General features: G+C 69.7%; 13 protein-coding genes. 7 read left to right on the top strand and 6 right to left on the bottom strand.

Annotation, left to right across the window (positions count from 1 at the left end; genetic code table 11):
• Positions 1–32 precede the first annotated feature (32 nt).
• Together C6Y14_RS10520 and C6Y14_RS10515 are read right to left on the bottom strand one after the other, a co-directional pair.
• On the bottom strand, positions 33–848 hold the full coding sequence (locus C6Y14_RS10520) for an alpha/beta fold hydrolase (RefSeq protein ID WP_225891014.1): 816 nt from the start codon (positions 846–848) through the stop codon (positions 33–35).
• 435 nt (positions 849–1,283) lie between these two features.
• The gene (locus tag C6Y14_RS10515; RefSeq protein ID WP_107016269.1) at positions 1,284–1,478 is read right to left on the bottom strand and encodes a hypothetical protein; all 195 of its coding nucleotides are present in this window, start codon (positions 1,476–1,478) and stop codon (positions 1,284–1,286) included.
• A 590-nt stretch (positions 1,479–2,068) separates the two neighbouring features.
• On the opposite strand from C6Y14_RS10515, the gene C6Y14_RS10510 reads away from it, so the two are divergent.
• Positions 2,069–3,241 (top strand): acyltransferase family protein, encoded by a 1,173-nt coding sequence (locus C6Y14_RS10510; RefSeq protein ID WP_107016268.1) that lies wholly within the window; start codon positions 2,069–2,071, stop codon positions 3,239–3,241.
• A gap of 275 nt (positions 3,242–3,516) precedes the next feature.
• Here C6Y14_RS10510 and C6Y14_RS10505 read toward each other — a convergent pair whose 3' ends face one another.
• On the bottom strand, positions 3,517–3,993 hold the full coding sequence (locus C6Y14_RS10505) for an HD domain-containing protein (protein WP_107016267.1): 477 nt from the start codon (positions 3,991–3,993) through the stop codon (positions 3,517–3,519).
• A 218-nt stretch (positions 3,994–4,211) separates the two neighbouring features.
• Between C6Y14_RS10505 and C6Y14_RS10500 the strand changes: the two genes are divergently transcribed.
• On the top strand, positions 4,212–5,396 hold the full coding sequence (locus C6Y14_RS10500) for a cation:proton antiporter (protein WP_107016266.1): 1,185 nt from the start codon (positions 4,212–4,214) through the stop codon (positions 5,394–5,396).
• A 163-nt stretch (positions 5,397–5,559) separates the two neighbouring features.
• Here the strand turns inward: C6Y14_RS10500 and C6Y14_RS10495 are convergent, their stop codons facing one another.
• Complete coding sequence (locus tag C6Y14_RS10495) at positions 5,560–6,741, bottom strand: PP2C family protein-serine/threonine phosphatase (RefSeq protein WP_107016265.1); 1,182 nt, start codon at positions 6,739–6,741, stop codon at positions 5,560–5,562.
• 186 nt (positions 6,742–6,927) lie between these two features.
• Between C6Y14_RS10495 and C6Y14_RS10490 the strand changes: the two genes are divergently transcribed.
• The 4 genes from C6Y14_RS10490 to C6Y14_RS10475 all read left to right on the top strand — a co-directional run bounded on the left by C6Y14_RS10490 (position 6,928) and on the right by C6Y14_RS10475 (position 11,471).
• Positions 6,928–8,163 (top strand): GNAT family N-acetyltransferase, encoded by a 1,236-nt coding sequence (locus tag C6Y14_RS10490; protein ID WP_107016264.1) that lies wholly within the window; start codon positions 6,928–6,930, stop codon positions 8,161–8,163.
• Positions 8,164–8,733: 570 nt separating this feature from the next.
• Positions 8,734–9,252: a lytic polysaccharide monooxygenase auxiliary activity family 9 protein gene (locus tag C6Y14_RS10485; RefSeq protein WP_107016263.1), complete on the top strand. Its 519-nt coding sequence runs from the start codon at positions 8,734–8,736 to the stop codon at positions 9,250–9,252.
• A 181-nt stretch (positions 9,253–9,433) separates the two neighbouring features.
• Positions 9,434–10,168, top strand: coding sequence for a chitinase (locus C6Y14_RS10480; RefSeq protein ID WP_107016262.1), 735 nt, complete (start codon positions 9,434–9,436; stop codon positions 10,166–10,168).
• 103 nt (positions 10,169–10,271) lie between these two features.
• Positions 10,272–11,471 carry a glycoside hydrolase family 64 protein gene (locus C6Y14_RS10475; RefSeq protein WP_199854691.1) on the top strand — a complete coding sequence of 400 codons (1,200 nt, stop codon included), beginning with the start codon at positions 10,272–10,274 and terminating at the stop codon, positions 11,469–11,471.
• A gap of 29 nt (positions 11,472–11,500) precedes the next feature.
• Here the strand turns inward: C6Y14_RS10475 and C6Y14_RS10470 are convergent, their stop codons facing one another.
• Together C6Y14_RS10470 and C6Y14_RS10465 are read right to left on the bottom strand one after the other, a co-directional pair.
• On the bottom strand, positions 11,501–12,310 hold the full coding sequence (locus C6Y14_RS10470) for an Fpg/Nei family DNA glycosylase (protein WP_107016261.1): 810 nt from the start codon (positions 12,308–12,310) through the stop codon (positions 11,501–11,503).
• Positions 12,311–12,535: 225 nt separating this feature from the next.
• Positions 12,536–13,021, bottom strand: coding sequence for a ribose-5-phosphate isomerase (locus tag C6Y14_RS10465; protein ID WP_107016260.1), 486 nt, complete (start codon positions 13,019–13,021; stop codon positions 12,536–12,538).
• Positions 13,022–13,261: 240 nt separating this feature from the next.
• Between C6Y14_RS10465 and C6Y14_RS10460 the strand changes: the two genes are divergently transcribed.
• Complete coding sequence (locus tag C6Y14_RS10460; protein ID WP_107016259.1) at positions 13,262–14,734, top strand: amino acid permease; 1,473 nt, start codon at positions 13,262–13,264, stop codon at positions 14,732–14,734.
• Positions 14,735–14,769 lie beyond the last annotated feature (35 nt).

Here is a 14,769-nt window from a genome sequence, read left to right as displayed (position 1 = left end):
CTTACGTGTTTCCGGGCGCGGTCGGGCGCCGGTCAGTCGGTGAGGAACGTGAACAGCGCCGCGAGGAGCCGGGCCGGGGCGTCCAGGGGTACGAGATGGCCGGCGGCCGGGATCGTGCGCAGGCGTGCGCCGGGGATCAGAGTGGCCAGTTCCTCTCCCTTGGCGGGTGGGATCCAGGTGTCCTGCTCGCCCCAGCAGACGGTGACGGGCAGATCCATCGAGGCGTACAGGGCCTGGATCTCGTCGGTGTGGGCCTGGTCGGCCTGGGCGATCTGGCGGTAGAAGGCCGCCTGCCCTGTCTCACCCGTCCAGGGGGAGACCAGTGCGGCCAGGATGTCGGGCCGCAGCCCGCGGTGGCTCGCGGAGCCGACGTACTCACGGACCAGGGCCTCGTGCAACGCGGGCGGGAGTTGTCCGAAGACGTCGGCGTGCGCGGCGACCAGGCGGAAGAAGGGTGAGCCCCAGGGCGCCAGCGCGACCGGGTCGACCAGGGCGAGACGCCGGTAGCCGGCCCCGTGGAGCAGATGCGCGCGCAGGGAGACGCAGCCTCCGAAGTCGTGCGCGATCACCGAGGGGCTCGTGAGCCCCCAGAGGTCGAGGAGTCCGGCGAACACCTCTCCCTGCGCCTTCAGTGAGACGTCCTGCCCTTCGCTCTTCGCGGAGGCGCCGTAGCCCGGCATGTCCCAGACATGGACGCGGTGTCCCTCGGCGGCCAGCGCCGGGGCGATCTCGTGCCATACGTACGACGAGAACGGGGTGCCGTGCAGCAGCACCACCGGTGGGCCGTTCCGCGGCCCGAGGCGGTCCCATCGGAGGGTCCCGATCGGGCTCTGCCAGCTCTCACGCAACCGCCAGGCGGCCGCCCCGCCCAGCTCGTTCGGGCCGTCCGGAACGCCCGTCCAGTCCGTCCCGCGCAGCTCGTCCGTCCCGTCCAGGTCGTCCACGTCGGCGCGCTCCTTCGCTCTGGCTGGGTTCGCTCGCGCCCTCACCGCGCGCCCCATGACCCCGCAGGGGGGCGTAAGGGGCTTACGAGGGGCGGGTGTTCGCATGCCGGGCGCCGGGCCCTCCGATGCGGGGCGCGAGCACGACCGCTGCCGTCGCGGCGACAGAAGCGGCGGCGGAAGCGATGGCAGCAGCGGTGGCAGTAGCGAAGACGAAGTGCCGATTCCGGGGTCGTCGGCGGGCCGGCCGTGCGCGGACTCCGCCGGGCAACGGGTCCGGGCGTTCCCGTCCCGTCCGCTCCCGCACCGCGCGCCCATGGATCGCCGGGCCCGTGCACCCGCTCAGAACTGGATCGAGTTGATGGTCTCCGCTATCGAGTTGAGGAAGCGCTGGATGTCGTCCGCCATGCCCGTGGAGGCAAGGAAGAAGCCGAAGAGCACGGCGACTACCGCCGGCCCCGCCTTGATCGATCCGCCCCGTATCAACACCACCAGGACGATCGCCAACAGCAGCACCACTGACAGCGAAATGGCCACAACTGATCACACCCTACGGTCGGTCCGCTCTCCCGGCCCGGAGGTGCAACCCCGCACACCCCCGCCAGAACCATCGTGCCACCAACAGGGCCGCCGTATGCGGCGGGTGAGGCATCCATCGGTCACCGACGTGAACGGCCAGGCCCCGCACGGCAATTCGAGGTATCCCTCACACGTGAAATTCAGAAAGATCGTTTCCATGTCCACACACCTGTGCACACAACCTGTTCGCAGGTAATTCGAATTGTTGGCACGGGCACACGCGCCCCCTGCCGGGCGGGTCACTAACAGGGCACTAAAGCCGACTCGATCGGACATTCCACCAGAGTCGCCCGCGGGTGGTATGCGATGTTTAGTCATGATGAATCATGACGTAACACCCATGCCGAATGTGGCGACCGCCATAGTGATTGGCATGTCAACTTCACCAAATCCGGGGTACCCGAGGGACGATAAGCAGGATTCGACTCAGGGGTTTTACGGAATCCCACGGACAACGCTAGGGTGCTTCAGATGTCCTACGCCGCCTCGTCCCCCGCATGTGCGGCGAGGTCGCGGATCGTCTCCCCCGGCTCCTGGTGGGAGGGTCTGTGACGAACTCGCTCCGTCCGCACGGCCAACAGAGGGCTCCACTCCCACCGGCGCAGTCACCGGCCCCCGGAGTACCGAGTCCGCGACCATCAGGAACACCGCACGCGGGCGCCGCCGCCGCGCCGGAGGTCAGACCCGCCAAACAGCGTGACGCGTTCTTCGACAACGCCAAGTACCTCGCGATCGTCTTCGTCGCGATGGGCCACGCCTGGGAACCGCTGACCGACCACAGCCGCGCCGCCGAGGCGCTCTACATGGTCGTCTACACCTTCCACATGCCGGCGTTCATCATCATCTCCGGCTACTTCTCCCGCAGTTTCGACATGCGCCCGGACCGGCTGCGCCGGCTGATCACGGGTGTCGTCGTGCCGTACGTCCTCTTCGAGGTGGCGTACTCCCTCTTCAAGAGGTGGGCCGACGACGATCCGAGCCATCCGATCAGTCTGCTGGACCCCTGGTATCTCACCTGGTTCCTGGTCGCGCTGTTCGTGTGGCGGATGACCGTCCCGCTGTGGAAGGTCGTGCGCTGGCCCGTGCCGCTGGCTCTCGCCATCGCCGTCCTCGCCTCCGTCTCCCCCGACATCGGCGACGACCTGGACCTGCAACGGGTCCTGCAGTTCCTGCCGTTCTTCGTCGTGGGCCTGTTCATGAAGCCCGAGCACTTCCAGATCATGCGGCGCCGCGAGGTCCGGATCCTGTCCGTGCCGGTGCTCGCGCTCACGCTGGCCTTCGCGTACTGGGCGGGGCCGCGGATGAACTCGGCGTGGTTCTACCACCGTGACAGTGCCCAGGAGCTGGGTGCGCCCTGGTGGGCCGGTGTCGTGATGACACTTGCGATGTTCGGCTGCTCCATGGTGCTCACGTCGTGCTTCTTCGCGTGGGTGCCGCGGCGCAAGATGTGGTTCACGGTGCTCGGCGCGGGCACACTGTACGGCTATCTGCTGCACGGCTTCCTCGCCAAGGGGTCCCGCTTCTGGGGCTGGTACGACGACTACGCCTGGCTGAGCCATCCGGTCGGCGAGGTGTTCGTGTCCGTCTTCGCCGCGGCGGTCATCACCGCGTTGTGCACGCCTGTGGTGCAGCGGGTGTTCCGCTTCGCGATGGAGCCGAAGATGGAGTGGGCGTTTCGGCGGGATGCGACGGAGCTCGCTCGTGAGCGGGCCAAGTCCTGACGGCTTGACCCTCCGGGCGTGTGCGCTTGTGCGCTCGCGGTAGTGGGGTGTCTGCGGGGCCGTTGTGGCTGGCCGCGCAGTTCCCCGCGCCCCTGAGAAGCATTCTGCGGGTCCGTCGTGGCCGGGCGCGCAGTTCCCCGCGCCCCTGAAAGGCATTCTGCGGGTCCGTCGTGGCTGGGCGCGCAGTTCCCCGCGCCCCTGAGAAGCATTCTGCGGGTCCGTCGTGGCTCGGCGCGCAGTTCCTCGCGCCCCTTGGGTGCCCCTGCGGGGGCGTCTCAGGGGCGCTTCGGGTTTTGTAGGCCCAGGAGTTCGTGCATGTTCTTGTACTTCTCTGTCAGGCGCTTGCGGGTCTCGGGGGCCAGCGCCGACAGTCGCTGCGGGTCTGCGTTGTGGGCCAGGTCCGATTGCTTCACCAGGAGCGCTCCCGGGGTGGCCAGGATGCGGGTGGCGTAGGCCTGCGGGGGCTCGTCCGGGCGTTTGGTGACGGCCAGCACGATGGCCTTCGTACGGGCGGAGAGCGCGGCCTCGCGCAGCCAGCCTTCGGAGAGCGCGTCGTCCTCCACGGAGTCGTGCAGCCAGGCCGCGGCGATCTGGTCCTCGTCGCCCCCGCGGGCGCGGACCCCCTCGGCCACCGCCCGCAGATGCTCGGCGTACGGGCGGCCCGCCTTGTCCGTATGGGCGGCGTGCGCGTTACGCGCCAGGGCCTCGACCTCGGTGAGAGTCAGCAGCGGGCGGGGCTCGTTGTCGGTCATGCGTCGAGTGTGCCCCGTGGCGCCGCAACCAGTTGTCCCAACCGTCAGTGGTGGGGAGAAGCCCACCCCTGTCGGTTCGCCGTCACTCCTTAATCGTTTGGTAAACTAAGTACTGACGCTTTCTTGACGTTCTCTTGACCCACTTGTTCTTACTCAGCCGACCACCCCCTCGACCAAGGAGGAACGGGCCCATCGGACACGCAGAGCTTCTGATCGCCATGGGCGGCGCCTTTCTGGCCGCCGCCGTTCTCGCCCGCGTAGGTGCCCGGATCGGGCTCCCCACCATCCCCCTCTTCATCCTGGCCGGAATACTCCTCGGCCCTCACACACCCGGCTTCGTGCTCGTCTCCGACCCGCACGAGATGGAGATGCTCTCCGCGCTCGGCCTGGTCCTGCTCCTCTTCTACCTCGGCCTCGAATTCCACATGGACGACCTCAAGGCGGGCGGGCGCCGGATGGCGCTCTCCGGAGGGACCTATCTCGCCCTGAACGTCGGCGCGGGTCTGGGCTTCGGCTTCGCCCTCGGCTGGGGTACGTCCGAGGCCCTGGTGCTCGCCGGTGTGCTCGGCATCTCCTCGTCGGCGATCGTCACGAAGGTGCTGGTCGACACGGGGCGGCTCGGCAACGCCGAGACCAAGCCGATCCTCGGCATCATCGTCGTCGAGGACATCTTCCTCGCCCTCTACCTGGCGGCCCTCCAGCCCATCCTGTCCGGCGCCGACTCGCTCGGCTCGGCCGTCCTGGACGGCGGCAAGGCCTTCGCCTTCCTGCTGCTGCTGGCGCTCGCCGCGCGCTTCGGCACGCGGATCGTGAGCCGCCTCTTCGACACCAGGGACGACGAGTTGCTCGTCATCTCCTTCCTCGGTGCGGCCGTGTTCATGGCCGGGGTCTCGGAGTGGTTCGGGGTGGCGGACGCGATCGGGGCGTTCATGGTCGGTCTGATGCTCGGCAGTACGACGTCGGGGCCGCGGATCCTCAAGCTGGTGCATCCGCTGCGGGACGCCTTCGGGGCGATGTTCTTCTTCGCGTTCGGGCTGTCCATCGACCCGGGGGATCTGCCCACCGTGCTGTGGCCGGTGCTGGCGGCTGTCGCCGTGACGCTGGTGATGAATGTGCTGGCGGGGTTGGGGGCTGCGCGGATCTACGGGTTCGGGCCCGGGCCCGCTGCGAACATCTCCACCACCCTGCTTGCTCGGGGGGAGTTCGCGCTCATTCTCGCGACCATGGCCGCGGTGGCGGGGCTTGATGAGCGGTTGTCGCCGTTCATCGCCGGGTATGTGCTCGTGCTGGCCGTGCTGGGGCCGTTGGCCGCGGGGCGGTCGGGGTGGTTGGCTCGGATTCTGCCCGGAGGGCGGGCCGCCGAACGGGCCGCGGAGCCGCGGGAGTCCACACCGGTGGGCTGAGGGGGCCTTTTTCTCGCCCCCGCCGCCCCTACCCTTCCCGTCACTGCATGGGGCTGCGCCCCTCTCCCCCATTGCGCAGTTCCCCGCGCCCCTGAGGGGCTCAGGGGCCGGGGAACTGCGCAATCGTTTGGGTCCGCCCTCGCCGAGCGGCAGGCGAGAACGCTCAGAGTGTTGCCGGGCCCGTCGTCGCGCCCTCTCGGCAGATCAGCAGCAGCGCCCGGTCGTCGTTCACGTCCTTCGCCACCGCTTCGATCAGATGCCAGGCCGCCCCGTGGAAGCCGCCCGCCACATACCGGTCGGCTTCCCCGGTGAGGCGGTCGATGCCCTCGACGATGTCCCGTTCGGACGTCTCCACCAGGCCGTCCGTGAACAGCATGAGGACGTCGCCGGGGCGCAGAGAGCCTTTGACGGAGTCGAACTGCGCTCCGCCGTACACCCCGAGCAGCGGGCCTTCCGCGACCTTCTCCTCCCAGCGGCCGTTGCCCGCGCTGAGCTGCAGGCCCGGCGGGTGTCCCGCGGAGAAGAGTTCGTAGTCGCCCGAGTCCAGGTCGAGGACCAGGTGGATGGAGGTGGCGAAGCCCTCGTCCCAGTCCTGGCGGAGGAGGTAGCCGTTCGCCGCGGGCAGGAAGGCGTGCGGCGGCAGGGACCCCAGCAGGCCGCCGAACGCACCGGACAGGAGCAGCGCACGCGACCCGGCGTCCATGCCCTTGCCGGAGACGTCGGTGAGGACGACCTCCAGGGTGCGCCCGCCGTTGGTGCGGGCCGCGACGACGAAGTCGCCGGAGAACGACTGGCCGCCGGCCGGCCGCAGCGCCATCTCCCGGTGCCAGCCCATCGGCAGCTTGGGCAGTTTGCTCTGCACCCGGATCCGTTCGCGCAGGTCGAACAGCATCGTGCCGCCGCGCCGCCACGGCACCCCGACCCGGCTGCGGAACTGGGCGATGAGCAGGCCGAAGAAGCCGCAGGCGGCGACCACCAGCACGATGCCCGGTGTGACCCGGGAAGGGCCTTCGGTGTACGGGCCGAGTTTCACGGACTCGACGATGAGCGCGGTGGCGGCAGCGGCGTACAGGCTGAGGAGGCTGGAGGGGCGCAGGAGCAGGCCGCCCGCGACGATCGGCAGGACGAGCATCGCCGGGGAGCACCAGACGGAGTTCACGAGTGTGACGCAGGCGATCACGGGAATGGTCAGCAGGAGGCCGGCGAGCGCGACCCAGTCCGAACCGTCACCGCGGAAGTAGTCGACGGCGGATCTGCGCAGCCCTGTGCGGACCCGGTGTACCTGCTTCTTCAACCGGGCCGTGAACGTATCGGCTTCTGCGCGCCGCTCTCGTCCTGCTGCCATTAGTTCGGGACCCTATCCATCGGACCAGGTGCTTGGCACGGGAGGTCCCACTTGTCCCCCGTCCGGGGACGGAAGTCACAGGGAAGCCCGGTCACCGCAGAGCGTACGGCCGGATGGGGACCCGGCACCGCCCGCCCGGGAGAAATCCGGTCGCTCATCCCGGATTGCCCTGGTAGGCATGGGGACATGACGACAGACTTGCGCGCGCTGACGCCCGCCGACTGGGACGCGTGGTACGGGAAACTGGAGCTCGCGTTCGGCGGGGTCGCGGAATCGGCCGAGGAGCGCGCTCTGTGGAGCGATCTCACGGAGCACGACCGCTCCCTCGGCGTCTGGGACGGTGACGAGTGCGTGGGCACGGCCGGTGCCTTCACCTTCCGGCTCACGGTGCCGGGCGGCGCGTCCGTACCGACGGCCGGCGTCACGATGGTGAGCGTCGCCTCGACGCACCGCAGGCGCGGGGTGCTCACCTCGATGATGCGGCGCCAGCTGGACGACGTACGGTCCTGGGGTGAGCCCCTCGCCGCCCTGACGGCGTCGGAACCGGCCATCTACGGCCGCTTCGGCTACGGCATCGCGACCCAGCAACTGCGTGCCGAGATCGACACGGACCGGGTGCGCTTGTCGGTGCCGGACGGCACGGACGACGTACGGCTGCGGCTCGTGAAGCCGGACGCCGAGGGTGTGCCCGAGGCCTGCGAGGCGGTGTACGCGCAGCACGTGGCCGTGCGGCCCGGGATGCTGGCGCGGCGGCCCGGCTGGGAGCGGCTGCCGCTGCTCGACCCGGAGAGCGACCGCAAGGGCTCGTCGCCACTGCAGTGCGTGCTGGCACAGCGGGGCGACGAAGTCGTGGGCTACGCGCGCTACTTCAACAAGCCGGACTGGGACGCGGCCGGGCCCAAGGGCACGATCGAGCTGCGCGATCTGGAGGCGCTGGACCCGGCCGCGTACGCGGCGCTGTGGCGGCACCTCTTCGACATCGACCTGACGTCGAAGGTGAAGGTGTGGAACAGGCCTCTGGACGACGCCTGGCAGCACCTCGTCTCCGACAGCCGCCGGTGCGACCTCGCGCCCCGTGACTCGCTCCATGTGCGGCTCGTCGAGGTCGGCGCGGCGCTGGAGGCGCGGACGTACCAGGCGCCGGTGGACGTGGTGTTCGAGGTCGAGGACTCCTTCTGCGCCTGGAACGAGGGGCGTTGGCGGCTCTCCGGCGACGCGAAGGGCGCGTCCTGCGCACGGACCACCGACACGGCCGATCTCGCCGTGTCCGTAAGGGACTTGGGTGCGGCCTACCTCGGCGGGGTGTCCCTCGCCTCGCTGGCCGCGGCGGGACGCGTACGGGAACTGCGCCGGGGCGCTCTCGCGGAGGCCTCGCTCGGCTTCGCCTCCGTCGTGGCGCCCTGGCTGCCGCACGGTTTCTGAATCGCTTCGCTGTGCCGTCGTGAACCTCCGGTGGGAACAGGCGGAGATCGGCCGCGTACGGTCCGGTGCCGCTCCGCCTACCCGGTCGGGCCCGACGTATGCGGGCCGGATCGGGGCGGGTCGGGGCGGGTCGGCGGTCGCGGGAATTTTTCGGCGGTCCCCGCGCCGCCCCGGGCCGCCATGGACGGCCCTGCGCTCGCCGCCTCGTGACGGTCGGCGCTTCTCCTTCGCCACCTGCGGAAACCTTTCCCCTGTAGCCCCACCGCACCCCCGCGCCACGCCGCCGCGGGGGTGCCGTCGTTCCGGGGTGCGGGCGGGCGGCCACCCCCGGGCGGGGCTCCGTCATGCCCTTGACACGTCGCGACGAGCCACTTGTATGGTCTAGGCCAACAGAACGCGCCGTTCCGTTCGGTGAGTTGGCCCTTCGCGGGAGCAATCCGCCCTGGACGGACCGGCCGGAGCGCGTCACCTTCGCGCCTCTTGGCCCCACCCACGAGAGGCCGGTCCCGTCGCGTACGGTCCCCCACACAGCCGTGCGTGCCAGGGAAGGCCTGATGTGAAGGAGTCCCCATGCACGCCAGCAGGAAGACGGCTGCCCTCATAGGCGCCGTACTCGCCCCCGTCGTCGCCATGAGCCTCCCCGCCGGGTCGGCGAGCGCCCACGGCTACATCTCCGACCCGCCCAGCCGCCAGGCGCAGTGCGCCGCGGGCACGGTGTCCTGCGGAGACATCACGTACGAGCCGCAGAGCGTCGAGGGCCCCAAGGGCCTGACCAGCTGCAGCGGCGGCAACAGCCGCTTCTCCGAACTGGACGACGACAGCAGGGGCTGGACCGTCACGCCGGTGCAGAAGAACACGACGTTCTCCTGGAAGCTCAGCGCGCGGCACTCGACCAGCACCTGGGAGTACTACGCCGGCGGCCAGCGGATCGCCGTGTTCGACGACGGCGGCGCGCAGCCGGGCGCCGTGGTGAACCACCAGGTCGACTTCGGTGGCCTCAGCGGACAGCAGAAGGTCCTGGCCGTCTGGAACGTGGCGGACACGGACAACGCCTTCTACGCCTGCATCGACGTCAACGTCGGCGGCTGACAGCCGGGGCGGGGCCGGTCCGTCGGGGACCGGCCCGCACCGCCCCGCCCGGAGCCCGCACCACCCCACCCCGCGCACGCACCGCCTCACCCGGCGCACACGCCTGGCGGAAGTCCCCCACCTTCTTCCGCCCGCCCCCTGCGCGCCGTCCCCCCACACCCCATCCCCAGGAGTCGACACCGTGCACCGACGCATACTCGGACTGCTGACCGCCACCGGCGTGGCCGCCACCCTCTGCACGCTCACGCTCGCCCCGACGGCCTCCGCCCAGAAGGCCGGCGCGGACACCTCCGCCGCCGCGTTCGTCGTCAGCGAGGCCCAGTTCAACGACATGTTCCCGGGCCGGAACTCGTTCTACACGTACAGCGGTCTGACCGCCGCGCTCGACGCCTACCCCGGCTTCAGCAACACGGGCAGCGACACGGTCAAGAAGCAGGAGGCCGCGGCCTTCCTCGCCAACGTCAGCCACGAGACCGGCGGCCTGCAGTACGTGGTGGAGCAGAACACCGCCAACTACCCGCACTACTGCGACACGAGCCAGCCCTACGGCTGCCCGGCCGGCAACGACAAGTACTACGGCCGCGGGCCCGTCCAGCTCAGCTGGAACTTCAACTACAAGGCCGCGGGCGACGCGCTCGGCATCGACCTGCTCAACAACCCCGACCTCGTGCAGAACGACGCGGCCGTCGCCTGGAAGACCGGCCTCTGGTACTGGAACACGCAGACCGGTCCGGGCACGATGACGCCGCACGACGCCATGGTCAACAGCGCCGGGTTCGGCGAGACCATCCGCTCCATCAACGGCAGCCTGGAGTGCAACGGGGGCAACCCGGGCCAGGTCCAGAGCCGTATCGACAACTACCAGCGCTTCACCCAGCTGCTCGGTGTCGAGCCCGGCGGCAACCTCAGCTGCTGATCCCGGGCCCGAGCACACCGCCGCTCGGCTCCGGCCCCACCCGGACCGAGCGGCGCCCGCCCGCCCTCAGAACCTGTGTCAATCCCCCACCGACGAGGACCTCATGCACCTGTTCTCCCCCCGCAAGCTGACGGCTTCCCTGGCCGTCGCGGCCGCGCTCGGCGCCGTCGCCGTCGTCGTAGGCCCCGCCGACCGCGCCTCGGCCGTCCCGGACACCATCCCGCTCACCCTGAAGAACACCTCGGGCAGCGGCGAGCAGGTGTACGTGTACGTCATCGGCACCGAACTCGCCTCGGGCAAGCAGGGGTACGCCGACGAGTCCGGCGTCTTCCACGCCTGGCCGGCCGGCGGCGCCCCGCCCGTCCCGGCGCCGGACGCCTCGTTCGCCGGCCCCGCCGACGGCGCGTCCAAGACCGTCCAGCTCCCGAAGTTCTCCGGCCGGGTCTACTTCTCGTACGGCGAGAAGCTGGACTTCCGGCTCGCCGACGGCGGACTCGTGCAGCCCGCCGTGCAGAACGCCTCCGACCCCAACCACGACATCCTGTTCAACTGGACCGAGTACACGCTCAACGACTCCGGTCTGTGGCTCAACTCCACCCAGGTCGACATGTTCTCCGCGCCCTACTCGGTGGGCCTCACCGCCGGTGACGGCTCCACCAAGGAGACCGGCAAGCTCAAGGCGGGCGGCTACCAGGCCGTCGTGAACGGGCTCAAGGAACAGGGCGGCGGCTGGGAGAAACTGGTCGAGACCCGCGGTGACGGCACCCCGCTGCGGGTGCTCGCCCCCGGCCACGCCATCGGCTCGGGCGCCATCCCGGCCGGCGTCCTGGACGACTACATCGACCGGGTCTGGACGAAGTACGCCGGCGACACGCTCACGGTGACGCCGTTCAAGGACCGGCCCGACACGAAGTACTTCGGCAAGGTCAACGGCGACACCATGGACTTCACCGACGGCACGGGCGCCGTCGTGACGTCCTTCCAGAAGCCCGACTCCGACTCCGTGTTCGGCTGCTACAACAAGCTGGACGCCCCCAACGACCAGGTGCGCGGCCCCATTTCACGGACCCTGTGCGCCGCGTACAACCGCTCGACGCTGCTCACCAACTCCGAGCAGCCCGACGCCGACGCGTCCGGCTTCTACCAGGACGGCGTCAGCAACCACTACGCCCGGCTGGTGCACGACCAGATGCAGAACGGGCAGGCGTACGCCTTCGCGTTCGACGACGTCGGCAACCACGAGTCGCTGGTGCACGACGGCGACCCGAAGGACGCGACCATCTCGCTCGACCCGTTCGGCTGAGCTGACCCGGTGCCCGGTCTGTCAGTTCTTCAGCTCTTCTGACAGACCGGGCACCAGAAGAGGTTGCGGGCGGCGAGACCGGCGGTGCGGATCTCGCCGCCACAGATGAGGCAGGGCATGGTCGCCCTGCGGTAGACGTAGACCTCGCCGCCGTGATCGTCCTTGCGCGGCGGGCGGCCCATCGCCTCCGGCTCGTGCTCCGGCCGGACGGTGTCGATCCGGTTGTTGCGGACCCCCTCGCGCATCAGCGCCACCAGGTCCGCCCACATCGCGTCCCACTCCGCGCGCGTGATGTCCCGGCCCGGCCGGTACGGGTCGATGCCGTGCCGGAAGAGGACCTCCGCGCGGTAGACGTTCCCGACGCCCGCGATGACCTTCTGGTCCATGAGCAGGGCGGCGATCGTCGTACGGCTGCGGGAGACACGCTCGTACGCCCGTTCCGGCTCGGCGTCCTCACGCAGCGGGTCGGGGCCCAGGCGGTCGTGCACCGCCTGCTTCTCCGTGTCCGTGATGAGCGTGCAGGTGGTGGGGCCGCGGAGGTCCACGTACGCGGTGTCGTTCCGGAGCCTCAGACGGACCGTGTCGGTGGGCGGGAGCGCGGGGGCTCCGCCGAAGTTCACCTTGCCGAAGAGGCCGAGGTGGATGTGGATCCAGTCGTCCGTCTCGAAGCGGAGGAAGAGGTGCTTTCCGTGAGCCTCGGCCGTGGTGAGGGCCGTGCCGTCCAGGAGGGCTGCGGCGTCCGTGAACTTGCCCTGGGGGCTGGTCACGTGGGTCTTGCGGCCGCCGAATCCGCCGAGGTAGTCCTCGGCCAGCCGGTGGATGGTGTGCCCCTCCGGCACGGGTCCTCCTAACGGGTTCCGAAACTGGGGGCTGCGCCCCCAAGCCCCCTGCGTTCGTCTGCGGGTTCGGTGGGGGCCTGTCGCGCAGTTCCCCGCGCCCCCAGATACCTGCGGGTTCGGTGGGGGCTGATCGCGCAGTTCCCCGCGCCCCTAGGTACCTAGGGGCGCGGGGAACTGCGCAAAGGGGGCGAGGGGGCGCAGCCCCCATGCGGTGACGGGCGGGGCCTAGCCCTGCGGGTGGTGGGCCGGGATCGCGGGGAGGTCCCCGGTCGACTCGTACGCCGACAGCATGTCGATCCGGCGGATGTGCCGCTCATCGCCCGAGAACGGCGTGTTCAGGAAGGTCTCGACGAACTTCGTCGCCTCCTCCTCGGAGTGCATCCGCGCCCCGACGGCGACGACGTTGGCGTCGTTGTGCTGCCGCCCGAGCGCCGCGGTCTCGGCGCTCCACGCGAGAGCCGCCCGCACCCCCGCGACCTTGTTCGCGGCGATCTGCTCACCGTTCCCGGACCCGCCGATCACGATGCCCAGACCCTCGGGGTCGGCCGCGGCACGCTCGGCGGCACGCAGGCAGAACGGCGGGTAGTCGTCCTGGGCGTCATAGATGAGGGGCCCGCAGTCGACGGGCTCGTGCCCGGCGGACTTGAGCCACTCGACGAGGTGGTTCTTGAGTTCGAAACCGGCATGGTCGGAGCCGAGGTACACGCGCATGGTCCGAGTGTGACACGGCTGTTTCATATCGGCCCCGTCGGGGCAGGCGCAGGAAACGCTCCGGGGCGAGTGTCGGAAAAGCGCGGGCAACACTATAGAACCTCAGAGAAACCTCAAGTAACGATCTGGATTCAAAGGTTCACGAATCTATTCACCTGGGATTCACTGGACCGGCTCGCCGAGCCCCACCCCCTCACTCCCCAGACTCCCCACAGTCCCCGGCGCAAAGGAATTCCCCCCATGACCTCGCAGCCGACTCTGTCTAAGGCCGGTAACGGCCCCGAGGGTCCAGGAGGCCCCGCAGAACCCGACGGCGGACTCCAGGCCGGGCTCAAGAACCGGCATCTGTCGATGATCGCGATCGGCGGGGTCATCGGCGCCGGCCTCTTCGTCGGTTCCAGCTCCGGTATCGCCACCGCGGGCCCCGGCATCCTGCTCTCGTACGCCCTCGTCGGGACCATGGTCGTCCTCGTGATGCGGATGCTCGGCGAGATGTCCGCCGCGAATCCGACCTCGGGCTCGTTCTCCGCGCACGCCGACCGGGCGCTCGGCCGCTGGGCGGGCTTCTCGATCGGCTGGCTCTACTGGTTCTTCTGGGTCGTCGTGCTCGCGATCGAGGCCACCGCGGGCGCGGTGATCCTGGAGAGCTGGGTCCCGGCCGTACCGCAGTGGGGCTGGGCGCTCATCGTCATGCTCGTGCTGACCGCGACGAACCTCGGCTCCGTCGGCTCGTACGGCGAGTTCGAGTTCTGGTTCGCCGGGATCAAGGTCGTCGCCATCGGCGCCTTCATCGTCATCGGCGGACTCGCGGTCTTCGGCGTACTGCCGGGTGCCGACACCGACAGCGCCGGGCTCGGGAACCTCACGGAGCACGGCGGCTTCCTGCCGCACGGACCCGGCTCGATCCTCACCGGCATCCTGCTCGTCGTCTTCTCCTTCATGGGCAGCGAGATCGCCACCCTCGCGGCCGGCGAGTCCGAGAACCCGCAGCGCGCCGTCACCAAGTCCACCAACAGCGTCATCTGGCGGATCGGCGTCTTCTACCTCGGCTCGATCTTCGTCGTCGTCACGCTGCTGCCGTGGGACTCCGAGTCCATCCAGAAGGACGGTTCGTACGTCGCCGCCCTGAACTCCCTCGGTATCGCCAACGCCGGCGAGATCATGAAGTTCATCGTGCTGACGTCCGTCCTGTCCTGTCTCAACTCCGGCCTCTACACGGCCTCCCGCATGGCGTTCTCGCTCGGCCGGCGCGGTGACGCGCCCAAGGCCTTCGCCCGCACCACGGCCCGTGGCGTCCCGATGCCGGCGATCCTCGCTTCGGTCGCCTTCGGCTTCGTCGCCGTGTTCTTCAACTACGAGTTCCCCGACTCGGTCTTCCTCTTCCTCGTCAACTCCTCCGGCGCGGTCGCCCTGTTCGTCTGGCTCGTCATCTGCCTCTCGCAGCTGCGCATGCGGAAGATCATCGAGCGCGAGACGCCGGAGAAGCTGGTCGTACGGATGTGGCTGTACCCGTATCTGACGTGGGCGACGATCGCGCTGATCGTCTTCGTCCTCGGCTACATGCTCACCGACACCGAGCACGACGGCCGCCAGACCGTCCTGCTGTCCCTGCTGGTGGCCGCCGTGGTCGTGGGCATCTCGCTGGTGATGGAGAAGCTGCGGCGCGGGAAGGACTCCCGCTCGCGGGAGTCGTCCGACGCCGGGCAGGTCTAGCGGCTGCCCTGCTCGCGCGACAACCGCTGTCTCGT

Source organism: Streptomyces dioscori (assembly GCF_003024195.1).
Taxonomy (GTDB): Bacteria; Actinomycetota; Actinomycetes; order Streptomycetales; family Streptomycetaceae; genus Streptomyces; species Streptomyces dioscori.
The sequence above is the reverse complement of the archived record's forward strand: the minus strand, read 5'-3'. Positions and strand labels throughout refer to the sequence as shown.

Coding starts and splice junctions, on each gene's coding strand:
- C6Y14_RS10505 (WP_107016267.1), bottom strand. CDS start 3,993: ATGACCGACAACGAGCCCCGCCCGCTGCTGACTCTCACCGAGGTCGAG.
- C6Y14_RS10500 (WP_107016266.1), top strand. CDS start 4,212: ATGGGCGGCGCCTTTCTGGCCGCCGCCGTTCTCGCCCGCGTAGGTGCC.
- C6Y14_RS10495 (WP_107016265.1), bottom strand. CDS start 6,741: ATGGCAGCAGGACGAGAGCGGCGCGCAGAAGCCGATACGTTCACGGCC.
- C6Y14_RS10490 (WP_107016264.1), top strand. CDS start 6,928: ATGACGACAGACTTGCGCGCGCTGACGCCCGCCGACTGGGACGCGTGG.
- C6Y14_RS10485 (WP_107016263.1), top strand. CDS start 8,734: ATGCACGCCAGCAGGAAGACGGCTGCCCTCATAGGCGCCGTACTCGCC.
- C6Y14_RS10475 (WP_199854691.1), top strand. CDS start 10,272: ATGCACCTGTTCTCCCCCCGCAAGCTGACGGCTTCCCTGGCCGTCGCG.
- C6Y14_RS10465 (WP_107016260.1), bottom strand. CDS start 13,021: ATGCGCGTGTACCTCGGCTCCGACCATGCCGGTTTCGAACTCAAGAAC.
- C6Y14_RS10460 (WP_107016259.1), top strand. CDS start 13,262: ATGACCTCGCAGCCGACTCTGTCTAAGGCCGGTAACGGCCCCGAGGGT.